The following is a 22265-nucleotide window of genomic DNA, read 5'->3' as shown; positions in this document are numbered from 1 at the left end:
CGCTGCCACCCTAGTTGCTACACAACGAAACTTATGGAGAAGCCGATATGGCCACTGTCACCGTCACCGATGAAAATTTCAAGACCGATGTTCTGGAAAGCGACAAGCCTGTGCTGGTCGATTTCTGGGCGGATTGGTGCGGGCCGTGCAAAATGATCGCTCCGGCGCTTGAGGAAATCAGCGAAGAACTGGGCGAGCAGGTCACCATCGCCAAGATGGACATTATGGAAAACACCGGCATTCCCGCGGAAATGGGCGTGCAGTCGATCCCGCTGATGGTGCTGTTCAAGAACGGCGAAGCGGTCGCGCGCAAGGTCGGCGCTGCGCCCAAAAGCCAGCTGAAATCATGGATCGAAAGCGAGCTTTAATTTCGTATTGATCGAGGGCCGGGGGTTGCCGCGTCAGGCGAGCACCCGGCCCACAAATTCATCCCAAATTGCGGGGCTGGAGGCGCCGACCAGACCGGGCTTACCGTGTTCATCGACGCGGTATTCGCTACCGTCGAGCCGCGCGGCCTTTCCGCCTGCCTCATTAAGCCACAAGACCCCCGCCGCATGATCCCAGGCAAATGTTCGCTTGAAGCTCGACACGTCGTTTTCGCCGAGCGCTAGGCGCGGATATTGCTCAGCGGCGCAGCGCGGGATGTCGACCAGCGTGTAATGCGGGGCGAGCTTTGCATCGACCACTGCGGATTGCTCCGGGGTCAAAAAGATGCGGCTGACGGCGGTGATGGGGCGTTCCAGTCCGGTTGTTCTTGCGACGATTCTTTCGCCGTTGACATAGGCACCTTCGCCCGCCCTTGCATGGCACAGCCGGTCGGAATTAGGATCATATAGCCAACCTGCAACCGCCTTTCCTGCATCGGCGAGCGCGACGATAATGCCGAACGGTTCCTTGCCCTCGGTGAAATTGGCCGTGCCGTCCAGCGGGTCGATGATCCAGCATTGCCCGGAAAGGTGATCGAGCACCTCAGCATCGGCGGCGGCGGCTTCCTCTCCCACCACGGCGACACCCGGCGCGAGTTTGGTCAGCGCTTCGGTCAGAAAGGTTTCCACCTCGCGGTCGACCACAGTGACAGGATCGTCCTTGCCCTTCATTTCGATCTCGCTGGCGGCCAGCGCGCGGAACCGGGGCAGGATTGACCGCCGAGCGGCAAAACGCAGCAAATCACGAATTTCAATGTCGAGCGAGGTCATTCCATTATTGTCCATCCTAGCTGCGATAATCCGCGTTGATGGAAATGTAACCGTGGGTCAGGTCGCAGGTCCACACAGTCGCGCTGCCTTCGCCAATGGCGAGTTCGACCGCGAGGTCGATCTCTTGCCCTTTGAGGTGCAGCGCCACCGGGGACTCGTCATAATCATCGACCGGCATCCCGTCGCGGGCGGCCCAGACACCGCCGAATGCGATGGAGAGCCGGTCGCGGTCGGCAGGCTCGCCAGCCTTGCCGACCGCCATGACCACGCGGCCCCAATTGGCGTCCTCGCCCGCAATCGCTGTTTTCACCAGCGGAGAATTGGCGATGGACAGCGCGATGCGGCGCGCACTGTCATCGCTGACTGCGCCCGACACTCTCACTGTAATGAATTTGGTCGCGCCTTCGCCGTCGCGCACCACCAATTGCGCGAGGCTGCGGCAGATGTCGTTCAGCGCGGCGGCAAAGGCATCGGCGCCGGGGCTGTCCCACCCTTCTATGCGCGCGTGACCCCCCATGCCGGTGGCAAAGGCCAGCACGGTATCGCTGGTCGAAGTGTCTCCGTCCACCGTGATACAGCCAAATGTGCGGGAGTTGGCGCTTGACAGCAATTCCTGGAGGAAAGCGGGCGCGATATTGGCGTCGGTAAAGATATAACCCAGCATCGTCGCCATGTCGGGAGCGATCATGCCTGATCCTTTGATGATCCCGCACAGTTCTACCTGCGTTTCGCCGATCATCGCAGAGGCATACGCGCCCTTGGCGAAAGTGTCGGTGGTGCCGATAGTGTTGGCGGCATCTTCCCACCCGCAAGGATCAGCGGCGATTGCGGCGGCAACTCCGGCGCGCGCCTTTTCCTTGGGCAAGGGTACGCCGATCACCCCGGTGGAGGAGACAAGCACCTGCTGGGCTGCGCATCCCAACGCTTCGCTGACCTGCGCCGTGATCGCTTCCACCGCGTCGCGCCCGCGATAGCCGGTGAAGGCGTTGGAATTACCCGCATTGACGATCAAAGCCCGCGCCGTTCCGGATTTCACCGCCTCGCGGCCAAGCTCAACCTCGGATGAGGCGCAAGCGCTGTTGGTGAACACGCCCGCAACGCTGGTGCCTTCATCGAATTCGGCGAAGGTCAGGTCGCAGCGGTCCCATTCCTTGTAGTGCGCCCGCGCCACGCGCAGCTTCACCCCGGCAATCGGCGGCATGTCGGGAAAGGGCAGAGCGAGCGGCGAAATTTCAATTTCCATACGCGGCGCAATAAGTCGGCATGGCGGCCCGGTAAACGCCCAAATGTGCTTGCTCGCATCGCAAACCGCGCGCGTTGGAAAACTGCATGGGCAAAGGTGGACGTAGAGCCCAGGATGCACTATCTGTCCGCGATCATGATGCGCCGCCATCTGCTTACTCTGTTTGCCCTTTTCAGCGGCTTTGCTGCGCTGCATGCGCCTGCCAGCGCGTCTTCGCTGGAAACCATGGTGTTCGACGCGCGCGCGTTTGCCCGTGCAAACGACACTTTAGCGAGCGAGAATTGCATTTGCCCGGTGCGCGCCCAGCAACGCAGCATCCGTTGCCGCGCCCGCGAGAAACAACAGCCGCAGCGCCGCCTGCCTGCCGCTTTGCGTCCACCAATCGTGTTTGGCAGTGAGCGCGCGCTGGAATAGCGCAGCCGCATAGTTTGCTGTTGTTTCGCCCGGCAATGACCGGCGCAGACCCCCATCCCATTTCTGCATTCGGGCAGGCTCCGCGCAGCGCGGCACCCTTGCCTTACAGGTACAAATTCAAAGGTTTAACCGCCCATGTTCAACACTATCGTCAAATCTGTGTTCGGTTCATCGAACGATCGTTACGTCAAATCGCTCGGCAAGATCGTTGATAAGGTCAACGCGCTCGAAACCATCATTGAAGGGTTGTCGGACGATGCCCTGAAAGCGCAGACCGACAAATTTCGCCAGCAACTCGACAGCGGCAGCACGCTGGACGACATCTTGCCCGAAGCTTTTGCAACTGTGCGCGAAGCGTCGAAGCGGGTGCTGGGAATGCGGCATTTCGATGTGCAGTTGATCGGCGGGATCGTGCTGCATCGCGGCGAGATTGCCGAAATGCGGACCGGTGAAGGTAAGACGCTGGTGGCGACGCTGGCGACTTATCTCAACGCGATCGAGGGCAAGGGCGTCCATGTCGTGACCGTTAACGATTACCTCGCCCGGCGCGATGCCGAATGGATGGGGCAGCTTTACAACTGGCTCGGCCTGACTGTCGGCGTGATCGTGCCCAACATGCCTGAATCTGGTAAGCGCGACGCCTATAATGCCGACATCACTTACGGCACCAACAACGAATTCGGCTTTGATTACCTGCGCGACAATATGAAGCATGAGCGCAGCCAGATGGCGCAGCGGCCGTTCAATTTTGCGATTGTCGATGAGGTGGATTCGATCCTGATCGACGAAGCGCGCACGCCGCTGATCATTTCCGGCCCGACCGAGGATAAATCCGACCTTTATGTAAAGCTGGATCAGGTCGCCAAAGAAATCCCCGAAGAATGGTATGAAAAGGATGAAAAGTCCAAGAACATCCAGCTGACCGAAGATGGGCTGGAAGCGGTTGAGAAGATGCTGCTCGATAAAGGCTTGCTCGAGACAGAGAACCTTTACGACATCGAGAATACGCAGGTTGTTCACCATCTCGATCAGGCGCTCAAGGCTGTTCACATGTTCAAGCGCGATGTTAATTACATCGTGAAGGACGGTAAGGTCGTTATCATCGACGAATTTACTGGACGCATGATGGATGGCCGGCGCTGGTCAAACGGCCTGCATCAGGCGGCTGAAGCCAAGGAAGGCGTCAAGATCGAGCCGGAAAACCAGACCATGGCTTCGATCACCTTCCAGAATTATTTCCGCATGTATCCCAAGCTTTCCGGCATGACCGGCACCGCCGCCACCGAAGCTTCGGAATTCTGGGACATCTACAAGGTCAATGTCGTCGAGATCCCGACCAATGTTCCAGTCCAACGGATCGATGAGGAAGACGAGTTTTACAAGAACACGCTCGACAAATTTCAGGCGATTGCCAAAGCCATTGCCGAAAAATCGCGCATTGGTCAGCCGATCCTCGTGGGCACGGTGTCGATCGAGAAATCCGAATTGCTCAGCCAGTTCCTCGACAAGGAAGGCGTCAAGCACGAGGTTCTGAACGCCCGCCAGCACGAACGCGAGGCGCATATCGTGGCGCAGGCCGGTCGGTTAGGCGCGGTGACGATTGCCACCAATATGGCCGGGCGCGGGACCGATATTCAGCTCGGCGGGAATCTCGAATTCCGCATCAATGATGAATGCGGCCAGATGGAAGACGGCCCCGAAAAAGACGCCGCGATTGCCCGGATCAGGGAAGAAGTCGCCACTGAAAAGCAGCAAGTGCTCGATGCAGGCGGGCTGTTCGTGCTGGGCACCGAACGCCACGAATCGCGCCGCATCGACAATCAGCTGCGCGGTCGTTCAGGGCGTCAGGGCGACCCCGGCCTGTCGCGCTTCTACCTCTGTCTCGAAGACGATCTGCTGCGCATCTTTGGCCCTGACACGCTGTTTTCCAAGATGATGAATTCCAACCTCGAAGACGGCGAGGCGATTGGATCGAAATGGCTCTCCAAAGCCATTGAGACCGCGCAGAAAAAGGTCGAGGCGCGCAATTACGACACGCGCAAACAGGTCGTCCAATATGATGACGTGATGAACGATCAACGCAAGGTGATCTACGAACAGAGATCGGAAATCATGGACAGCGAGGCGGTCGATGATGTCGTCGTCGATATGCGCCACGATACGATCAATTCGATTATCTCCAGCACCTGCCCTCCCGGCTCCTATCCCGAGCAATGGGACGTCGCCGGGCTGAAGGAAAAACTGCAGGACGTATTCGGACTGACCCCACCCATCGACGATTGGCTTGAAGAAGACGAGGTCGATCAGGAAATCTTCGAAGAACGCATCCGCACCCAGACCGATGAAATGATGGATGCCAAGATGGCCAAGAACGATTCGGGCATCTGGCGTCTGGTCGAAAAGGACATCCTGCTGCGTCAGCTCGATTTCCACTGGAAAGAACACCTCGCCACGCTCGATGCTTTGCGGCAGGTTATCTGGATGCGCGGGATCGCGCAGAAGCAGCCGATCAACGAATATAAGCGCGAAGCGTTCGGCCTGTTTGAATCGATGCTCGATACCTTGCGCGAGGAAGTGACCAAGCTGCTGTTCAAATCCGAACTGCGCATCGCTCAACCCGAAGCGCAAGCGCTGCCTGATTTGCCCGATTTCCTGACCGGCCACATTGACCCGCTGACCGGGCTCGACAATTCGAATGATGGCGATGGATCGGAGCTGCGGCCCGAATTGTTCGGATCGCTCGCCGCAAGTGTGCGCGCCGGATCGGGGCCGGGCGGGGCGAACACCGACAATCCCTATGCCAATCTGGATGTCAGCCGCAATGCGCCATGCCCCTGCGGATCGGGCAACAAATACAAACATTGCCACGGTGCAGCGGGCGCGCGGCAAAGCGCCTGAGTTTGGCTGATTCGCCGGGTAAGGAGCACGGGTGATGCCGCTAATCGTGCTGCTAGCCGCGGCGTTTTTCTTGACCGCGGTGCTCTATGCCAGCGTGGGGTTTGGTGGCGGGTCGACCTATTCCGCGCTGCTGGCACTATCAGGGATAGATTACCGGATTTTGCCGCTGATCTCGCTCGCTTGCAATATTGCGGTGGTGGCAGGATCAACGCTGCGCTTTGCGCGGGCGGGGGTGACGCCGTGGAAAGGCGCGCTGGTGCTGACTGCGCTTGCCGCACCCGCAGCGTTTCTGGGCGGAATGGTGCCGATTGAGCGCGAGACATTCCTGCTGCTGCTTGGGGCAAGTCTGGTGTTGACCGGCGCAACGATGATGATCCCGGTCAAAGAAACGGTGCAGGGTGAGCCCTCTGTCGCTGCAAAGGCCATACCCTTTCTCGCTGCTCCCATCGGGTTTCTCGCCGGCCTGGTCGGGATTGGCGGAGGGATTTTTCTCGCTCCGCTGCTGCACCTCACCCGCTGGCACAACGCCCGCGCGATTGCCGCCACAGCGAGCCTGTTTATCCTCGTCAATTCGCTGTTCGGGCTGGCCGGGCAATTGGCGAAGCATGGTCCGGCAATGTTTGGCGGCGCGATGGTGGAGGCGCTTCCGCTGCTGATCGCGGTAGTCGTGGGCGGGCAGATTGGCAGCCTGATGGCGGTGCGGTTTCTGCCGCTGCGCTGGATTCGCTGGCTCACAGCGGCGCTTGTGACTATCGTGGGGGTCAGGTTGTTGATCGGGGTTTGATTGGTTACGGTTTTGCAGGGAGTGGTGCCGATGCGCGGGTCTATGTTGGGTTTTGTTGTGCTGTCGATGGGGCTGAGCCCTGCGCAGGTGCTGGCCAATGAAGCGCTAGCCACTGCCGAAAGCGGCACGACTTGCGCGGCCGATGCGGCGATCATCGACAAGGACTTTCCCACTGGCGCCTATGCCCACTGCACCGCGAGCGGCGGCAAGCGATTCAATCTGATGATCGCGCCCGAAGACGAGGGCGATATCAATTGCAGCGCCTGGTATGCTTTTCGCATAACGCCGCTGCGCGCGGCGCGGATCACCATCAATCTCGATTACGAAACCTGTGGCCATCGTTACTGGCCCAAGACCAGCACGGACGGCGTCAACTGGACCGCTGTATCCCCCGATGATGTCAAAGTGGAGGGCGAACGCGGCGCGCGCACCGCTCAAATCAGACTGCGGACGGGCGTTCAGCCGGTGTTCGTCGCGGCACAGGAAATCCTGCCGCCATCGGTTTATGATGCGTGGCTCGACGGGTATTCGGCAAAACCATTTCTCACCCGCAGCGTGCTGGGCCAATCGGCGGAGCAGCGCGATATTGAGATCGTCAGGATCGCCGATCCCGCCGCCACTCCGCTTGAGAGCGTGGTGCTGGTGGGCCGTCAGCATCCCCCGGAAATAACCGGAGCGCTGGCAATGTTTGCCTTTGCCGAAACGATCATGGGCGATAGTGATCTGGCGCAGGCCTATCGCGCGCGGTTTGAAACGCTGATGGTTCCGCTGCTCAACCCTGATGGCGTAGTGCGCGGCCATTGGCGGCACAACACTGGCGGAGTGGACCTCAATCGCGATTGGGGGCCGTTCACACAGCCAGAGACGGCCCTGATGAAAGGTGTGCTCGATTCAATCGCCGCCGATCCGCTGCGCCAATTGCGCGGGGTGATTGATTTCCATTCGACCAATAAGGATGTATTCTACACGATCCCCGATGATCTGCCGACCGATCCCGAATTGTTCACGCGCAACTGGCTCAATCTGTATCAGGAACGGATGCCGGACTACACGGTCAACCGCGAGGCGCGCCATGACGTCGGGCGTCCAATTTCCAAGGCCTATGCCTATGACACTTACGGAGTGCCGGGTATCACCTTTGAAATTGGCGATGAGACCGACCGCGCCTTGATCCGCCGCATTGGGCGTGAGGCAGCGATTGCCATGATGCAGGTGATGCTGGAGACGCCTATGCCTGCTGCGGCGGCGGAATAACCCTACTCAGTCAGAAGATCGGCCAGACGCTCACCCGATCCCATCGCCAGCGTCCAGCCCAGCGCGCCGTGTCCGGTGTTGATCGCCAGTGTCCTGCTGGCTCGCCGGATAATCGGCTGCGAATGGGGCGAGGTGGGGCGCAGGCCGGTCCAGAACTTCCCGGCTTCGGTATAATCGCCGCCCTCTGGCAGGCATTCGCGCGCCGCGTCGATCAGCCATGCAATTCGCTCTGCGTCTATCGTGCGCGTCCAGTTGCCAAGCTCTGCAACCCCGGCAACCCGCATCCGGTCGCCCAGATTGGTAAAGACCAGCCGCCGTCTGGCATCGGTCACCGACAGGGCTGGCGAGCCCGGTGTCAGCGGCATTTCAAACGAATAACCCTTCATCGGTTGGATTGGCGCAGCTTCTCCCAGTGGGGCGAGCAGGCGGTTGCTGTCGATGCCTGATGCGACCACCACCAGATCGGAGTTCAGCTGTTCCCCGCTAGCCAGCGAGGCGCTGGCTTGTCCGCCATCCCCGCCAATTGCGGCGACGTCTGCGTCAAAGTGGGTCTTGACCCCGTATTCGGCAATCAGCACCTCCAGCAAGGCGCGGCTGAACAATAGGGGATCGCCAACCAATTCGGACGGAGTTGAGATTGCCGCCACCACATCCCTGTCCAAACCGCCAAGGGCTGGGTCGAGCGCGGTGAAGTCTGCGCGCGGCACCAGTTGCTGCTCGCACCCGGCCCGGTGCTTTATCGCGCGTAGCTTTTCAGCAGTCTCAATGTCCTTTGCCGAATAAAGCAAATGAATCTTTCCAGCGACCCGGTGCCCGAATTGCAGATCGTGGTGAGCGCACAGGCTCTCCATTGCTGCCCGCGATTGGGCCGCCAGAGCGAGCACCGCCAAAGTGTTTTCGCGAAACCGCGCCGCCGAGCAATTGCGTGCGAATTGCGCCAGCCACGCAAGATAATCGGGCCGCAGGCTGACGCCGAACGTCACGCCGCCTTGGCCCCATAAAAAACGCGGCAACGCCCCCAGCACCTCAGGGCGGCCAAGCGCATCGGTAAAGCAATAACTCAGCTGCGCGCCATTGGCGTGGCTGGTTCCCATGGCAGGACCGCTCTCTCGGTCGATCAGCGTGACGTTCCAGCCTCTGCTTGCCAGCGCATAGGCAGAGCAGACCCCGATAACACCGGCCCCGACAATAATTGCTGTGCGCGCCAATTTACGATCCCTTCGCCGATAGCTGCCTTGCATCGTAGTGACCAAAAGCCGCTGCGTCATGAGCGATTGACGGACATGGCATAAATGCGGTCTATGGCGGGAGGAGAGGGGCATTTGTGACAAGTATTTCTGCCAAGGGCCTGGCGGTCCTGCGTTCGGCCTTGATGCATTGCGCGGCGGTGGCGCTGATCGCGGTTCCGGTGGGGGCTGCGGCGTGTTCGCCGGCCTCTGTCCGCGATCTTTATGGATATGAGGCGCAGACCCAGATCATTCTGGATGTTGAAGCTGCCATGGCCCGCGCGCAGGCGCAGCACGGCGTCATCCCCGCCGAAGCCGCGCAGGACATAACTGTCCATGCCCGCGCGGAATTGGTCGCTGAGGCCGACTTTGACGCCGAATATGGGACCGTCAACCACCGGATGGTGGCGCTGCTCAACGTCTGGCGTCGCAGCCTGTCGCCGATGGGCGATCAATATGTGCATTACGGCGCGACCACCGTGGATATATACGGCACGGCCACGATCCTTCAGGTCGACCGCTCGCTTGGCGCGCTGGATGATTGTCTGGCTGAAAGCCTCGCGGTCATGGCGCAGCTGGCCGCAGAACATGCGCAAACTCCGATGATCGGGCGGACATTGGGTCAGCATGCGCAGCCCATCACCTTTGGCAAAAAGGTCAGCGCGTGGGTCGGCGAATATGCCCGCCACCGCGAACGGCTTGCCAATTTGCGCAGCCGGTTGCGGCGCTCGGCAATCCTGAAAGGCGCGGTGGGCAATTACTCCGGATTAGGCGATGCTGCGATTGCTGTCGAACAGAGCTTTGCCGCCGAGCTTGGCTTGGATGCTCCCTATGCCGCCGATTGGAATGGAACCCGCGATGTGCTGGCAGAATATGGGCTGGTGCTGGGACTGATCGCACGATCGCACCAACGGATCGGTCAGGAGCTGTTCCTGTTGCAAGGCACCGATATAGGCGAAGTGCGCGAGGCCCTGCCCGCTGGAGTGGTCGGGTCCAGTTCGATGCCGCACAAACGCAATCCCATCGCCCCTGAAAGCCTGGTCCATGCCGGGCGCACGATCCCGCGACTGGCCGAAGTGCTCGGCGATGATGTCGTCAATCTGTTTGAACGCGACAACACCTCCCGCATGACGCCCGTGATCGAGGAGATCTCGGTGGATTCCGTAGCCGCAGCACGGACACTGAACCGGCTGCTGGGCGGGCTTGAGGTTGACCGGGCAAGGATGCTGGAAAACATCTCAAAGACGCGCGGATTTGCCATGTCTCAGCGGATCGCCTTTGCTTTGGCCGATCATATGCCGAGGGAAGAAGCAGAGGCTCTGGTCAAACAGGTTATTGCCGGCGCCTATGCCAATGACACCGATTTTGCAGCCGCATTGGCTGCAGAACCACGCGTCTTGCAGCACCTTGACCCGCCGACAATTGCCATTCTGCTTAACCCGCACAGCATAGAACTGCCCGCGATCGACCAGATTGGCCGCGTAATTGCAGAGGCCGATGCCAAGGAATATGCACCATGAGTGAAACAGTATCCGGGCGTCCGGCCTCAGCCATCTGGGCATATCGGCTTGGTGGTTTAGCGATTGCCGCATTGGTCTATGCGCTGCTCGGTTCGGCGGATATGTCGGGCGACGCCCGGGTTGTTGCTGCCATCGCGACGCTGATGGCGGTGTGGTGGATGACCGAGGCGGTGCCGCTGTCGGCGACGTCGTTGTTGCCGATCATTCTGGTGCCTGCGCTGACGGAGCGGACGGTTTCAGAAACCACCGCATCCTATGCCAATCCCATAGTGTTCTTGTTTTTGGGAGGATTTTTGATCGCGATTGCGATGGAGAAATGGGGGCTGCACCGCCGTATCGCGTTGTTTACACTAAGTAAGGTGGGGGTGTCGCCGCGCCGGATCGTGCTGGGCATGATGCTGGCGACCGGATTTCTTTCGATGTGGGTTTCTAACACCGCGACCACCTTGATGATGCTGCCTATCGGATTTTCGGTCCTTGCGCTGGTATCAGGGCGCGCGATGTCCGGCGGCGGAGCGGGTCCTTCGGCAACCCAAGACGCAGCAGTGGCAGGCGACGGAGCCAATCCTGAGATAGACAATTTTGCGATCTGTCTGGTGCTCGCCATCGCGTGGTCGGCTAGCATGGGGGGGCTCGGCACGCTGCTCGGCAGCCCGCCCAACGCCATCATCGCAGGTTATGCCAGCGATGAGCTGGGTGTAGAGATCGGCTTTGTCGACTGGATGATTTTGGGAGTGCCGCTAGCATTCACCTTCATCGCAATAGGCTGGGTGTTGATGACACGGGTGCTGTATCGCTTTGATATTGACGAAATTCCAGGAGGCAAACAGCTGATTTCAGGCGAAATTGCCAAGATGGGGTCGATGTCGCAGGGCGAAAAAATGGTTGCGCTGGTGTTTTCGGGCGCGGCGTTTCTGTGGATCGTGCCGGGCCTGTTATCCGAATTTCCTGCGATCAGTGCGGCTGCGCCGTGGCTGGGCGGGTTTGACGATGCCGCCATTGCAATCGCGGCGGGCCTTGCGCTGTTCCTGCTGCCCGGGCGCGACAACAATGTGATGGTGCTCGATTGGAAAGATGCCGAAACCGGCCTGCCGTGGGGCGTGCTGTTGCTGTTCGGCGGGGGATTGAGCCTTGCCGGAGCGGTGGCGGGCACCGGCCTTGACGATTGGTTCGGCCAGCAGGTTACCGGCCTTGCGACGTTGCCGGCTGTGCTGCTGATCGCTGCTGTAGTCACGATTGTGCTGTTCCTGACCGAAGTCACCAGCAATACGGCGACCGCCGCGACCTTTATTCCTGTTCTGGGCGGAGTTGCCATGGGCGTCGGTGTCGATCCGATGGGTCTTTTGATTCCAGCCGCGTTGGCGGCGACCTGCGCGTTTATGCTGCCGGTTGGAACCCCGCCCAACGCCATCGCCTTCAGCACCGGGGTGGTGACGATTGGTCAGATGGCGCGCGGAGGATTGGTGCTCAATCTGGTCGGAATCGCCTTGATAACGGGTTTTGTCTATTGGCTTGGCGGAATGGCTCTGGGCCTGCAACTGGGATAGCCGCAGCGCCTGCTATTCGATCAGCGCAACCGCTCCCGCTGCCATCCCGGAATTTGAATGGGCCACGCCGGGAACGCGCCGAATTTGCCAGCCAAATTCCCATCCGCGCTGTGCGGCATAGGCGCGGGCGGCTTCGTAAAAGGCCACTCCGCGGGCAAACCGGTGCGGACCCTGCTGCATCGCGCCTTCGCTGCGGTTGAGCGAGCGGTGGTTCGGGTCGGTATCCTGATCGCCCAACAGCACCAAGACATCCTTGGCAAGCGCCAAACGCAGACCCTCTTCGGTGGCAGCGGTGCCCCCCAGTCCGAACGGGAAGGCGATGGCAGGATCGGCAAAAGTGTACCATCCTGCATTGGCGGCTATGTAACGCCGGGCACGTGTCTCAGGCTTCATGAACAGAAAGCGGTGCACGAATTGTGATCCGGCGGAATGGCCGTAAAGGGTGTAATGCGTTTGCGATCCCCCTAGCCGGGCGACGATTTCATCAAAGATCGGTTCGATAGCGGAATAGCTCCACAGGGCTTCGGGGCGAGGTGCGCCGGTTTCTTCATCGAACATCGCGCCCAGATTGTAGCCCGCAGCGCGCGGGAAGTTGCCGTTCGAAAATTCGGGTGCGACGACGATGAAGCCGCCTTGCTTGGCGTTGTCGATCCATTCATCGCGGTAACGCCAGCCATCGCGGTTGACACCGTGCATGACCATCACGATCGGGGCCGCAGTCCGGTCTATTCCTTCCGGAACATAGGTCCACACGGTGATTTCTGGGCCATCCCAGCCAGAGAACGTAAATTTGCCGCGCTTTTCCGAAAGTTCGATCTGGCTATCATCAGCCTGTGCTGCTGCTGGCCCGGCAGCGAGGATCGCCGCTGCGAATATCAGCGCGGCGAACCGCAACAAACCGCCCAAAAACCCATTCTCTGCGCGCATACATGACACCTCGATAAGCCCGAACAGCCCATTTGACTGCGCCCAATTCGCCCAAAGCGCAAGCAGGCTGGACGGTCGAAGCTCGCTCTAATGCGCGGTGCCAAACGCCTCCGCCGCCAGCGCCATATCCGCCGAGTAATAATTGCAGTGAAACCCGCTGGGGATCCGGTAAGGCACGATCACCCGAGCAATCGGGCCCGCCGCCACGTCCTTTGCCGCAAAAATCGTCAGTTCGGTGCGGTGCGAATTGGCCGGGTGCACGAGCGACATGGCATAGCCATCGGCTTCGTCCTTTGCCCCCATCCTTGGCGCGAAGACGAACTCGCCGCAGCCTGCGCCATTGCCGAAATGATAGATATCTTCCTTGCCCGTATCGGTGTCGAAATGGATCACCGCGTCCATCCCATCGACCCGCCCATCTATCGAATTGAGGTTGAGGTTGGCGTATCCATGGCGCGTTTTGCGGGTCATCAGGCGATCATCAGGGCGCGGGAACTGAATGTCGCGGTCGTTGATCGTTTCTTCTGTCACCTCATCGCTCGCGCCGGTCAGGTCGATGGTCCAGCGGCGCAGTTCCAGCGTTGTGTCGAGATGGGTGTTCTGGGTGCCGTCGTCATTGGGGAACAGGGCTGTGCCATTGGCCGCGGCAACATCGGCGATCAACTTGCCGTCCTCTTCCCAGGCGTTGAGTTCATGGAACATGTGGCGGCCGGGCATTTCCAGCCAACGGATCTGATCTGTATCGCCATTGCGCGGCATCAGCGCGAGCCGGGAATTGCGGCCTTTGACCCATGAATTGAGCGGTCCACCCCTCATCGCACGCTCAACACTGACCTCAAGCGGGTTGAATGGAAACACGACCCAGTTTTCGGTCACCAGAAAGGTGTGCACCAGGCTCATGTAAGGCGCGTCGAAACGCACGTTCTTTTTCACCGCGCCGGTCTTGTCGATGATGTCATAGCGGATTTCGGGCTTGCCCATCGGGCCGTTGATCATCCAGCCAAAGCTGAGCATTTCGCCAGTGAACTGGTCAACCGTCGGATGAGCGGAGAAGGGGCCGGTAATGGTCCCGCCGTAATCGAGATAGTCGCGCGTATCCAGGCTGCGCGGGTCCATTTCAATCGCGGGTGCGCCCTCCATCAACGCCAGCAATTTGCCGCCATGCAGGATGATATTGGTATTGCCAGTGTTGTACCGCATCCCATGAACGCTGGGGTCGCTGGTCGAAGGGTCACCGAACACCCCGAACAGCCGTCTGCCTGCAGCCAATTCAGCCTCAAATTTCTCCGTGCGCACCCATTTGTTGCGCATCGAGACACGGCCGTCCTCGAAATAGAACCCATAGACCATGCCGTCGCCGTCGAACCAGTGATAGCCCTCTGGCGGGTCGTAAAGCGGTTCGGCTCCGGTCCGGTAGAACACACCGTTGAGGTCCGCTGGCAGATCTCCTTCGACGATCAGATCGGGTGCATGCGCCTCAAATCGCATCGGCTGGTGGTGACCGGTCAGATAGGGATGATTTTTAAAGGGCAGGGCCATGTTTCAACTTTCCAGATCTGAGTGTGATTTCCGCATCCAAAGCCTTTTGAAGAGGCAATTTTTCAATTCGAGACATTCGTAGAGACCGTGGCAAGTGCCGTCGCGCCTCAGTCCGCCAGCATTCTATCCAACTCAACCGCGCGACTAGAGTTTGAGCGAGATGAGCGTGACCAGCCACCGCCTAAAGAAATAGCGGGGAACGCCGCAACGCCATTTGGCGGCTTCTCAGACGACGAACCTCTTCAAAAAGGCGACTTGCGATTGAACGAAGGCATTCCCAAGCGGGGTTCCGCCCATGTCAAAACCATGGATCGCGCCGTCCACTTCGGCGTAGATCGTCTCGACATTCGCTGCGATCAACCTTTGAGCATAATCTCTATCCTCATCCAAAAACAGGTCGCACGTTCCCACGCCCAGCCATGCAGGCGGCAGACCGGTCAGATTGTTGCGCCGCGCCGCAACCGCGTAATCCGGGCAATCCTGCCCCGGCTGCTGCCCCAGAAAGCTTGCCCATCCGAACAGATTGTTGCGGTTGCTCCAAACCCTGTGGCGCGGTTTGTCGAGTTCGCGCCGGGTCGCCGTTCGGTCATCAAGCATGGGATAGACCAGCACTTGCGCCGCAGGTTGAACGCCGCCTTCGTCGTGCAATCGGTGGATCAGATTTGCCGCCAGCCCCCCGCCCGCGCTGTAGCCGGCAATTGCGATCTTGCCGGGGTCGATATTGAGATCACCGGACCGGGCAAGAACGGCGTGCCAACTCGCATGGCAATCATCCAGCGGTGCCGGAAAGCGCGCCTCTGGCGATAGGCGGTACCCGGCGCAGATCACCGGCACTCCCAGCTGCCGTGCAAAAAACGCTGCCTTGGGCAAGATGTCTTGCGGGCTGCCAATCACATAGCCGCCGCCGTGGATCAGCACCAATGCACCGCTGCCGCTGCGCTCATCAGGCGAAACCATGATCGTGCCCGCGCAAAGCTCCGGATCGAGATCGATACTGAGGCCGGAAGCATCCCATTCGGGCGCTCCTATCCGGCCCAACATCCGCATCAGCCGGTAGGTGTAGCGGTTGATGATAAGCCATCCGACCTTGCGGTCCAGTTCCGCCAGCTCTGCCGCGATTTCGCCCGGTCTCGCAGAGCAAAGATTGTCATCGGGGGTAGAGCGAAGTGCCCGGTAATCATGTTCTGACATAGTCTTTTCAGGGCTTTCTCAAGGTGACCAAAAACAGGCGGATGCGTCCCAAGGGATCGCATCCGCCCATAGTGGCAATCGGGGGAAGAGTGCCCCGATTAGAACTTGAAGCCAACTTCGACAAAGACTTGTCGCCCGCGGTTTAGCGTCACCAGCCGATCATCGGTGCCCGGCGCGCCGAACGGCGGCGGCGCCGAAGTGTTGATGAAGATTTCGTCAGTCAGATTGGTGCCGATCAACGACAGCGTCCATTTCCCGTCAGGATCACCGATTGAAACCGCTCCATCAATCGTAAAGTAGCTATCCTGAACCAGATCACCGATGTTGGTTGCCGGATCAAATGCCTGAGGGTTTGTGGTTGTGGTGAAATAGTCGTCGGTATAGGCGACCACCGAATTGATCCCGAATTCGAGCGAATTGCTGATCGGGATATTCCAATCCACCGCGACATTGCCCGACCATTGCGGTGCCCGCGCGGCGTCGCGTCCATCGAGATCCAGCCCCTGAACCGAAATGAAGGTGTCAGTAAATTCGGCATCCAGATAAGACAGCGCCCCGCTGATGGTCAGCCCATCGACCGGGGTCGACCAACGCCAATCAACGTCAACCCCTTGCGTGGTGGTCTGCCCTGCGTTGAAGGTCGAAAAGTTGAAGATCGCCACATCAAAATTCTGGATCTGCTGATCGTCGAACACGTAATAGAACACGGTAGCATTGAGTGTCAGCGAACGATTGGCCAATTGCGACCGGATACCGATCTCGCCGCCAATCGACGTCTCCGAATCGAACCGCAAAGATTCCGCTGCAGCATCGGCAACCGCCGGGTCCGAATCATTGAGCAAGAGTACCGCCCCGGTCGGCAGGGTGTTGTTGTCAACGCCGCCTGACTTGAACCCGGTCTTGAACGCGGCATAGATGTTGAAATCGTCGTTTGGCGTGTATTTCAGCACCACTTCGGGCGAGAAGTTGCTGTCGCTGAATTCAATCGGACCCGCGAAAAAGCCTGAAGGAACCGCACCTAGAGGACCCGAAATGAACGAGTGGACATAGGGGAATGCAATCGTTGTGCTCTTTTCCTCATCGGTCCAGCGTATCCCGCCCGACAGATTGACGGTGTCGGTCAGATCGAGCGAGCCGCTGACGTAGAAAGAGATCGCTTCGGCGGAAAGTGGACGGTCAGCCAGCCAGTCAAAGGTGAACCCGGTGGCTGGATCGGGGCCCAGCACGATGGACGGCAGAAACGCATTTTGCGCGGTCAACAAGCCGCTCTCCCGGCTTTCGTAGAAACCGCCAACCTGAAAATTGAATGGCCCGGCAAAATCGCTCGAGATGCGGATTTCCTGGGTGTATTGTTCCAATGTGTTGACGAACGGAGCAGCAAAGCCAGCAGCGGCGCCCGTGGCGGTCTGACCTGTCGAGTTGAACGTGTCGTTGTAAATATTGTCGAGCTCGACATAACCTGACAGCAATGTGAGCGTGAGCGTATCGGAAAGTCCGATGTTTGCCTCCAGGCTCGCCAAGAACAGGTCGGTGTCGTTGAACGCCTGAGTGATGTCACGATTGCCAATGTCGAGCCCGGTCGGGACAACCGAAATGCTGGCGAGACCATCCGGGCCGGGGTAGCGATTGTCGTTGATGTTGCAATCATGCGTGGGCGCAAAGGCCAATCCGAACACGGCCAGGAACGAAGGTTCCGGCGCGTTGTTGGGACCGCAGAACAGATCGGTGAACCCGTTGAGTGTTTCCGAACGCTGTTCGTTGTAATTGATTTTCAACGTCGCATCGAAATTATCAGTGGGTTCAAACGCCAAGGTTAGCCGCCCGACAAAATTGGTCAGCCCCTTGTCGCGGTCTTGCGCCGGAACAATCGGCAGCAGTTCGACAAATTTGTCGATATCCTGATATTCGGCGGCGAGCCTGATGCCTAGCGTGTCGGTCAGCGGGCCCGAAACATAGCCGCCAATGGTATAACCTTGTTCTTCGAATTCATACGAGGCCCTGCCGGCCACTTCCCAATCGGGGGTTGGATTGGCGCTGCGAATGGTGAGCACGCCTGCCGAAGTTGACTTGCCGAAGAACAGCGGCTGCGGCCCTTTCAAGACTTCGACCTGAGCGACATCGAAGAACGCGGTTTGCAGGATCCGCTGAGTGCTGACCGCTATACCATCGACGTTGATGGCCACCGCCGAATCGAAAGCGTTTGAAATGTTGGAGGAATTGATCCCGCGGATACCGATCTGCGCACCCGCGCCTGATCCGCCGACCTGCACTGACAATGCGGGAATTCGGCTGACAAGATCGGCGGCCTCGTCGATCCGGAAATCGTCGATGGTTTCGCCGCTGATGACCGCGACTGCGACGGGAACGTCTTGCAGCGATTCTTCCTGTTTGCGCGCGGTTACGATGATGAGGTTGTCATTCTCGGCCTGCGCCAGCGGAGCCTCCGCATCCTGCGCATAGGCGGCCGGAGCGACCATCATTGCAGCTCCGATGGCGGCAACTGAACCAGAGGCCTTGAGCAAACGGCGCGCGTTATTTGTCAGTGTGGTCATTATGGTTTTCCCTCCCTCAATGCGATCAGCAATTATTTTTGGTGCCAATTCGCGTTTCTTCGAACTCCTAATGGGCTATCCAACTGCCATGAAACCCCGCTGGCACTCTGGCCGGCAGATGAATTTTGGCGATCGGATCATCGGAGAGGTTCGCCGCATCAAGGATGGCGAGGTGGCTCGCATCTTCCTGTGCGTCGTAAATGTAGCTCAGCAAATACCCGTCATCCTCGCCCGCCGCATTGTGTGCGGGAACGAAGGACGCTTCGCTGCCGGTGCAGCCTTTGGCCAGCATATGCGACTGGCGCGCGCCCGTTTGCAGATCAAATTTGTGATAGCCCTCGACGGTGGGGGCCGCCTGACCGAATTGGGCAAAATAGCCAAAGCGATGCTGTTGTCCGACAAGCGCGTCAGGGACTTTGGGAAAATCAATCCCGATATCGTCAATCTGCGTCTGAGTAACCGCGCCAGTTTTGAGATTGAGCCGCCATTGATAGAGCTGCGGTATCGGCGGCTTGACCATTCCCTTGGCCATATATCCGACCATCCGGCAGCCTTCGATCACCACCTCGTCGCCGTCATCATAGGCGTTCAACGTGTGATAGACGTAGCACGGCTCAATTTCGAACCAGGTGACATCGTCCGATACGCCATCGCGTGGCATTACTCCGAAACGCGCGCCGTAAACATCATCGTGACGAATACCCAGGCCGCCCCTCGCGCGCTCCGCCATGTCAAAGACGACGGGCAAATCCATGAACACCACTTTGCTACCAGTGATGCAGAAATCGTGCATCATCGTCGGGCCTTTGACCGCAATTTCCTCTTGCTGGATCAATTGGCCATCAGCCGATACGCGGTAGTACTTCAGGAACGGGGGCTGCACCGAATAGCCGAAAAACAGCAACTCTCCGGTCATCGGGCATACTTTTGGATGAGCGGTCATGTTGCCGTTCAGCGCGCCGCCAAAATCATATGGCCCGACGGTTTCAAGCTCGCGCGTTACCTCGATCGGCAAGTTCATTTCCGCCAGCGCCAGTATCTTGCCCGCGTGACCGATTACATGGGTATTGGCGAGCGAGTTTTGCAGCACCCGGCGGCTTTCGGCGCTTGGCATTTCTTCATCGAGCAAGGCGGTTCGCACATAGCGATTGCGGTACCAGCGCGGCTCTCCATCAGAAATGTCCACACCGTGCAGCATCCCGCAACCCAGAAACCAATCCATGCTTTTGCCGGATGGCGGATTGGCGCCGTTCCTGACGTAAAGGCCGCTCAGCTCTTTGGGGATTTCACCAGTGACGCGCAGCGTGGCATCGGAGCGCTCTGCGTGAACCGGCGCAAAATTACCTGCCAACCAAAAGGGAGTGGTGTGTTCATCAATCACCATTAGCCCTCCCTGTCCTGGCGATGAATTGCAGCCATCTGACGCTACGGCAATGGGAGCGTAGCGGGCTTTTCATCGCTTCTATGACAGAAACTATCGCAAAGGCTGCGCCGCGATACTCACAAAACTAATACGGGGCCCGCGCCATCTTTTCCCGGCGTCGGGCGATGGTTTTTGCGTCCAAGCCGGGGCCGTTTCGATGTCAGGGCCAAGGGGGCTGTGCGCAAATCCGCGCCGCTTCACGCGCGCCGTCCGAAGGCCACGGACGCGCAGCGCGCCACCCGTAAGTCACGGAATGGCCAATCAAATTACAAGAAAGTGGCTCCCCGAGTAGGATTCGAACCTACGGCCAAGTGATTAACAGTCACCTACTCTACCGCTGAGCTATCGGGGAGCAGCCCGAAGGCGAAACGCGCCTATATGGGCGCGCGTTTCGCAATGCAAGGGGATATAGCGCGCAATATTCAATCGACCGCGAATTGTTCCGACACGATCCGTTCCGCCAGCGATTGGCCCGGATCGAACAGCAATTCGAGTTCCCGGTCGTGGGCGATTTCGATTGTCACCTCGGCAATATCGCGCAGCTCTTTTTGATCGGCCACCGCAGAGATCGGGCGTTTGTCCGGTTCCAGCACGCGAAACTTGATCGGCATTTCGTCGGGCAGGATCGCCCCGCGCCAGCGCCGCGGGCGAAACGGGCTGATCGGGGTCAGCGCCAGCATCCCGCTGTCGAGCGGCAGGATCGGACCATTGGCGGAGAGGTTATAGGCGGTCGATCCCGCCGGCGTCGCCACCAGCACGCCGTCAGCCACCAGTTCCTCCACCCGCACGCGGCTGCCGACGGTGATCTCGATTTTGGCGGTCTGGCGGGTTTCGCGCAGCAGCGACAATTCGTTGATCGCGCACATCTGGTGGACCTTACCGTCGCGCGTGGTCGCGTGGATCCGCAGCGGCGCGATAGTCTTGCTGCGCGCACGGGCCAGCCGTTCGACAATTCCGGTGCTGAGGTCATTGGGGTTCATCAAGAACCCGACCGTGCCCAAATTCACCCCGTATGCCGGGATCACTCGCCCGGAATCGAGCATCGCATGCAGGGTTTGCAACATGAAACCGTCTCCGCCCAGCACGATCGCCGCATCCGCCTGTTCAAGCGGTGCCCAATCGCGCTGCGCCCACAGTTTCGCAAACGCCTCTTGCGCGCCCGGAGCATCGGAGGCGAGCAAGGCAATCTCGCCGAACGCGTTTGCGGCACATTGTTCCGGAGAATCCGGAGACCCTTTGGCATTGGATACGTCTTTTCCGGTCGAAGCCGCCCATTCCATTGTCATTCTCCGCAAGGATTACAGTGATGCCGGGCAATCACCGGACCGCCGCCGGCAAATCTCTGCTCATTTTAACGCATTGCCATTGCGTTTGCATTCTATGGTCAGGCTGGCTTAGTTTCAGCGGTCAGTTGCGCCCCCCGTGGCACCTGTCTGACGCTCTGATGTTCCAATTTCGGGCGGATTGCAATTGGAGAGCGCAATGTGCGCAATGTGACGCTAGAGCAAAATATATGAGCAATGCGCGATCATCTGCACCGGGGAACAGCGGCCGGTCCAAAATTGGAACTCTTGCACATTCGCTGCGAGGTCCGGTGCGCGGCAGTTTTCCCGGGGTAAAATCGGCAGCGCTTGAAACCGATTTGCTGCGCGCGCTCGACCGGCGCGAGATTGAGGTGCTGTTTCAGCCGCAATTTTCCTGCCGCACCGGCGCGGTCGTGGGCGCGGAGGCGCTGGCGCGCTGGCAGCACCCTTCGCTGGGGGAGATCGGCGCGCGCGATCTGTTTGCAATTGCGGAACGCGCCGCGCTGGTCGCGCCGCTCTCGCGCCATGTGGTTGCTCGCGCGCTGGAGGATGCGGCGAGCTGGCCCGATGAGCTAACCCTGTCGCTCAACATTACTCCCGAAGAACTGGGCGACGCCCGCTTTGCCGCCGATTTCGCCGAGCTTATCAGCAAGAGCACCATCGCGCCCGGTAGATTGATGCTGGAGATCACCGAGGATCTGCTGGTGCGCAATCTGGCGCAGGCTTCTAGCGCGCTGGCGGCGCTGCGTGGTCTGGGATTCCGCACGGCACTCGACGATTTTGGCGCGGGCTTCTGCAATTTCCGGTATCTGCGCGAATTGCCGCTGAACGCGATAAAGCTCGACAAGATCATGATCGACGGCGTCCCCGGCGATGCCAAGGCGCTGGCGGTGCTGCGCGCGATCATGACACTGGCCAAGGCGTTGGAACTGGATGTTTACGCAGAAGGGATCGAAACCGACGTGCAGCGCGCGACGATCATCAGCGAAGGCTGCGATTACTGGCAAGGCTTCCTGCGCGCTCAGCCGATGAAAAGCGGGGACGTGCTGGCGCTGTCGAAGACGGCGCGAGGGGCGGGGCACGGGTAGGGGGCGCTACGCTGACTGGAGCTGGCGAGACGGAGGGGGTTCTCGCATGACCGGGACTGGGTGGGTTACCGCCGCCTTGCATAGCCTCTTCACCCACCCCCGCTCAGCCTGAGCTTGTCGAAGGCCATGCGCCGAGGCTACTCACCGGGAATGGAGTTC

Annotated in this window: 17 protein-coding genes and 1 tRNA gene; 8 read left to right on the top strand and 10 right to left on the bottom strand. The window is 59.5% G+C overall.

The features are described from left to right. Positions 1 to 47: 47 nt before the first annotated feature. Positions 48 to 368: a thioredoxin gene (gene trxA, locus ACM64M_RS13975; protein WP_416229323.1), complete on the top strand. Its 321-nt coding sequence runs from the start codon at positions 48 to 50 to the stop codon at positions 366 to 368. 33 nt (positions 369 to 401) lie between these two features. On the opposite strand, the gene ACM64M_RS13970 is transcribed toward trxA, so the two are convergent. Together ACM64M_RS13970 and argJ are read right to left on the bottom strand one after the other, a co-directional pair. Next, positions 402 to 1211: an inositol monophosphatase family protein gene (locus tag ACM64M_RS13970; RefSeq protein ID WP_416229322.1), complete on the bottom strand. Its 810-nt coding sequence runs from the start codon at positions 1209 to 1211 to the stop codon at positions 402 to 404. A 1-nt stretch (position 1212) separates the two neighbouring features. Further along, positions 1213 to 2439 carry a bifunctional glutamate N-acetyltransferase/amino-acid acetyltransferase ArgJ gene (gene argJ, locus ACM64M_RS13965; protein WP_416229321.1) on the bottom strand — a complete coding sequence of 409 codons (1227 nt, stop codon included), beginning with the start codon at positions 2437 to 2439 and terminating at the stop codon, positions 1213 to 1215. Between the two features lie 114 nt (positions 2440 to 2553). Between argJ and ACM64M_RS13960 the strand changes: the two genes are divergently transcribed. From ACM64M_RS13960 to ACM64M_RS13945, 4 genes are all read left to right on the top strand, one after another. Next, positions 2554 to 2853 (top strand): hypothetical protein, encoded by a 300-nt coding sequence (locus ACM64M_RS13960; RefSeq protein WP_416229320.1) that lies wholly within the window; start codon positions 2554 to 2556, stop codon positions 2851 to 2853. 135 nt (positions 2854 to 2988) lie between these two features. Continuing rightward, complete coding sequence (gene secA, locus ACM64M_RS13955) at positions 2989 to 5751, top strand: preprotein translocase subunit SecA (protein ID WP_416229319.1); 2763 nt, start codon at positions 2989 to 2991, stop codon at positions 5749 to 5751. 34 nt (positions 5752 to 5785) lie between these two features. Beyond that, positions 5786 to 6535 (top strand): sulfite exporter TauE/SafE family protein, encoded by a 750-nt coding sequence (locus ACM64M_RS13950; RefSeq protein WP_416229318.1) that lies wholly within the window; start codon positions 5786 to 5788, stop codon positions 6533 to 6535. A 42-nt stretch (positions 6536 to 6577) separates the two neighbouring features. Continuing rightward, entirely contained in the window at positions 6578 to 7789 is a 1212-nt protein-coding gene (locus tag ACM64M_RS13945) for a M14 family zinc carboxypeptidase (protein WP_416229317.1), read from the top strand. A gap of 2 nt (positions 7790 to 7791) precedes the next feature. On the opposite strand, the gene ACM64M_RS13940 is transcribed toward ACM64M_RS13945, so the two are convergent. Further along, positions 7792 to 8997: an FAD-dependent oxidoreductase gene (locus ACM64M_RS13940; protein WP_416229316.1), complete on the bottom strand. Its 1206-nt coding sequence runs from the start codon at positions 8995 to 8997 to the stop codon at positions 7792 to 7794. Between the two features lie 116 nt (positions 8998 to 9113). Between ACM64M_RS13940 and ACM64M_RS13935 the strand changes: the two genes are divergently transcribed. Continuing rightward, complete coding sequence (locus ACM64M_RS13935) at positions 9114 to 10535, top strand: lyase family protein (protein WP_416229315.1); 1422 nt, start codon at positions 9114 to 9116, stop codon at positions 10533 to 10535. Then, complete coding sequence (locus ACM64M_RS13930) at positions 10532 to 12082, top strand: SLC13 family permease (RefSeq protein ID WP_416229314.1); 1551 nt, start codon at positions 10532 to 10534, stop codon at positions 12080 to 12082. The genes ACM64M_RS13935 and ACM64M_RS13930 overlap by 4 nt, the downstream gene beginning before the upstream one ends. A 12-nt stretch (positions 12083 to 12094) precedes the next feature. Here ACM64M_RS13930 and ACM64M_RS13925 read toward each other — a convergent pair whose 3' ends face one another. From ACM64M_RS13925 to ACM64M_RS13895, 7 genes are all read right to left on the bottom strand, one after another. Next, complete coding sequence (locus ACM64M_RS13925; protein ID WP_416229313.1) at positions 12095 to 13009, bottom strand: hypothetical protein; 915 nt, start codon at positions 13007 to 13009, stop codon at positions 12095 to 12097. A gap of 87 nt (positions 13010 to 13096) precedes the next feature. Continuing rightward, on the bottom strand, positions 13097 to 14548 hold the full coding sequence (locus tag ACM64M_RS13920) for a carotenoid oxygenase family protein (RefSeq protein ID WP_416229312.1): 1452 nt from the start codon (positions 14546 to 14548) through the stop codon (positions 13097 to 13099). Between the two features lie 225 nt (positions 14549 to 14773). Continuing rightward, positions 14774 to 15739 carry an alpha/beta hydrolase gene (locus ACM64M_RS13915; protein WP_416229311.1) on the bottom strand — a complete coding sequence of 322 codons (966 nt, stop codon included), beginning with the start codon at positions 15737 to 15739 and terminating at the stop codon, positions 14774 to 14776. A gap of 98 nt (positions 15740 to 15837) precedes the next feature. Next, positions 15838 to 18291 carry a TonB-dependent receptor gene (locus ACM64M_RS13910; protein ID WP_416229310.1) on the bottom strand — a complete coding sequence of 818 codons (2454 nt, stop codon included), beginning with the start codon at positions 18289 to 18291 and terminating at the stop codon, positions 15838 to 15840. 67 nt (positions 18292 to 18358) lie between these two features. Beyond that, a complete protein-coding gene (locus ACM64M_RS13905; protein WP_416229309.1) occupies positions 18359 to 19675 on the bottom strand; it encodes a carotenoid oxygenase family protein in 1317 nt (438 codons plus the stop codon). 316 nt (positions 19676 to 19991) lie between these two features. Continuing rightward, positions 19992 to 20066, bottom strand: a tRNA-Asn gene (locus tag ACM64M_RS13900). A gap of 70 nt (positions 20067 to 20136) precedes the next feature. Then, positions 20137 to 20994 carry an NAD kinase gene (locus tag ACM64M_RS13895; RefSeq protein ID WP_416229308.1) on the bottom strand — a complete coding sequence of 286 codons (858 nt, stop codon included), beginning with the start codon at positions 20992 to 20994 and terminating at the stop codon, positions 20137 to 20139. A 314-nt stretch (positions 20995 to 21308) separates the two neighbouring features. Here ACM64M_RS13895 and ACM64M_RS13890 point away from each other — a divergent pair, with 314 nt between their 5' ends. Continuing rightward, entirely contained in the window at positions 21309 to 22106 is a 798-nt protein-coding gene (locus ACM64M_RS13890; protein WP_416229307.1) for an EAL domain-containing protein, read from the top strand. Positions 22107 to 22265: the final 159 nt, after the last annotated feature.

It is taken from the genome of Qipengyuania sp. ASV99 (genome assembly GCF_047872805.1).
Taxonomy (GTDB): Bacteria; Pseudomonadota; Alphaproteobacteria; order Sphingomonadales; family Sphingomonadaceae; genus Erythrobacter.
This window is presented reverse-complemented; position numbering and strand designations above follow the sequence as displayed.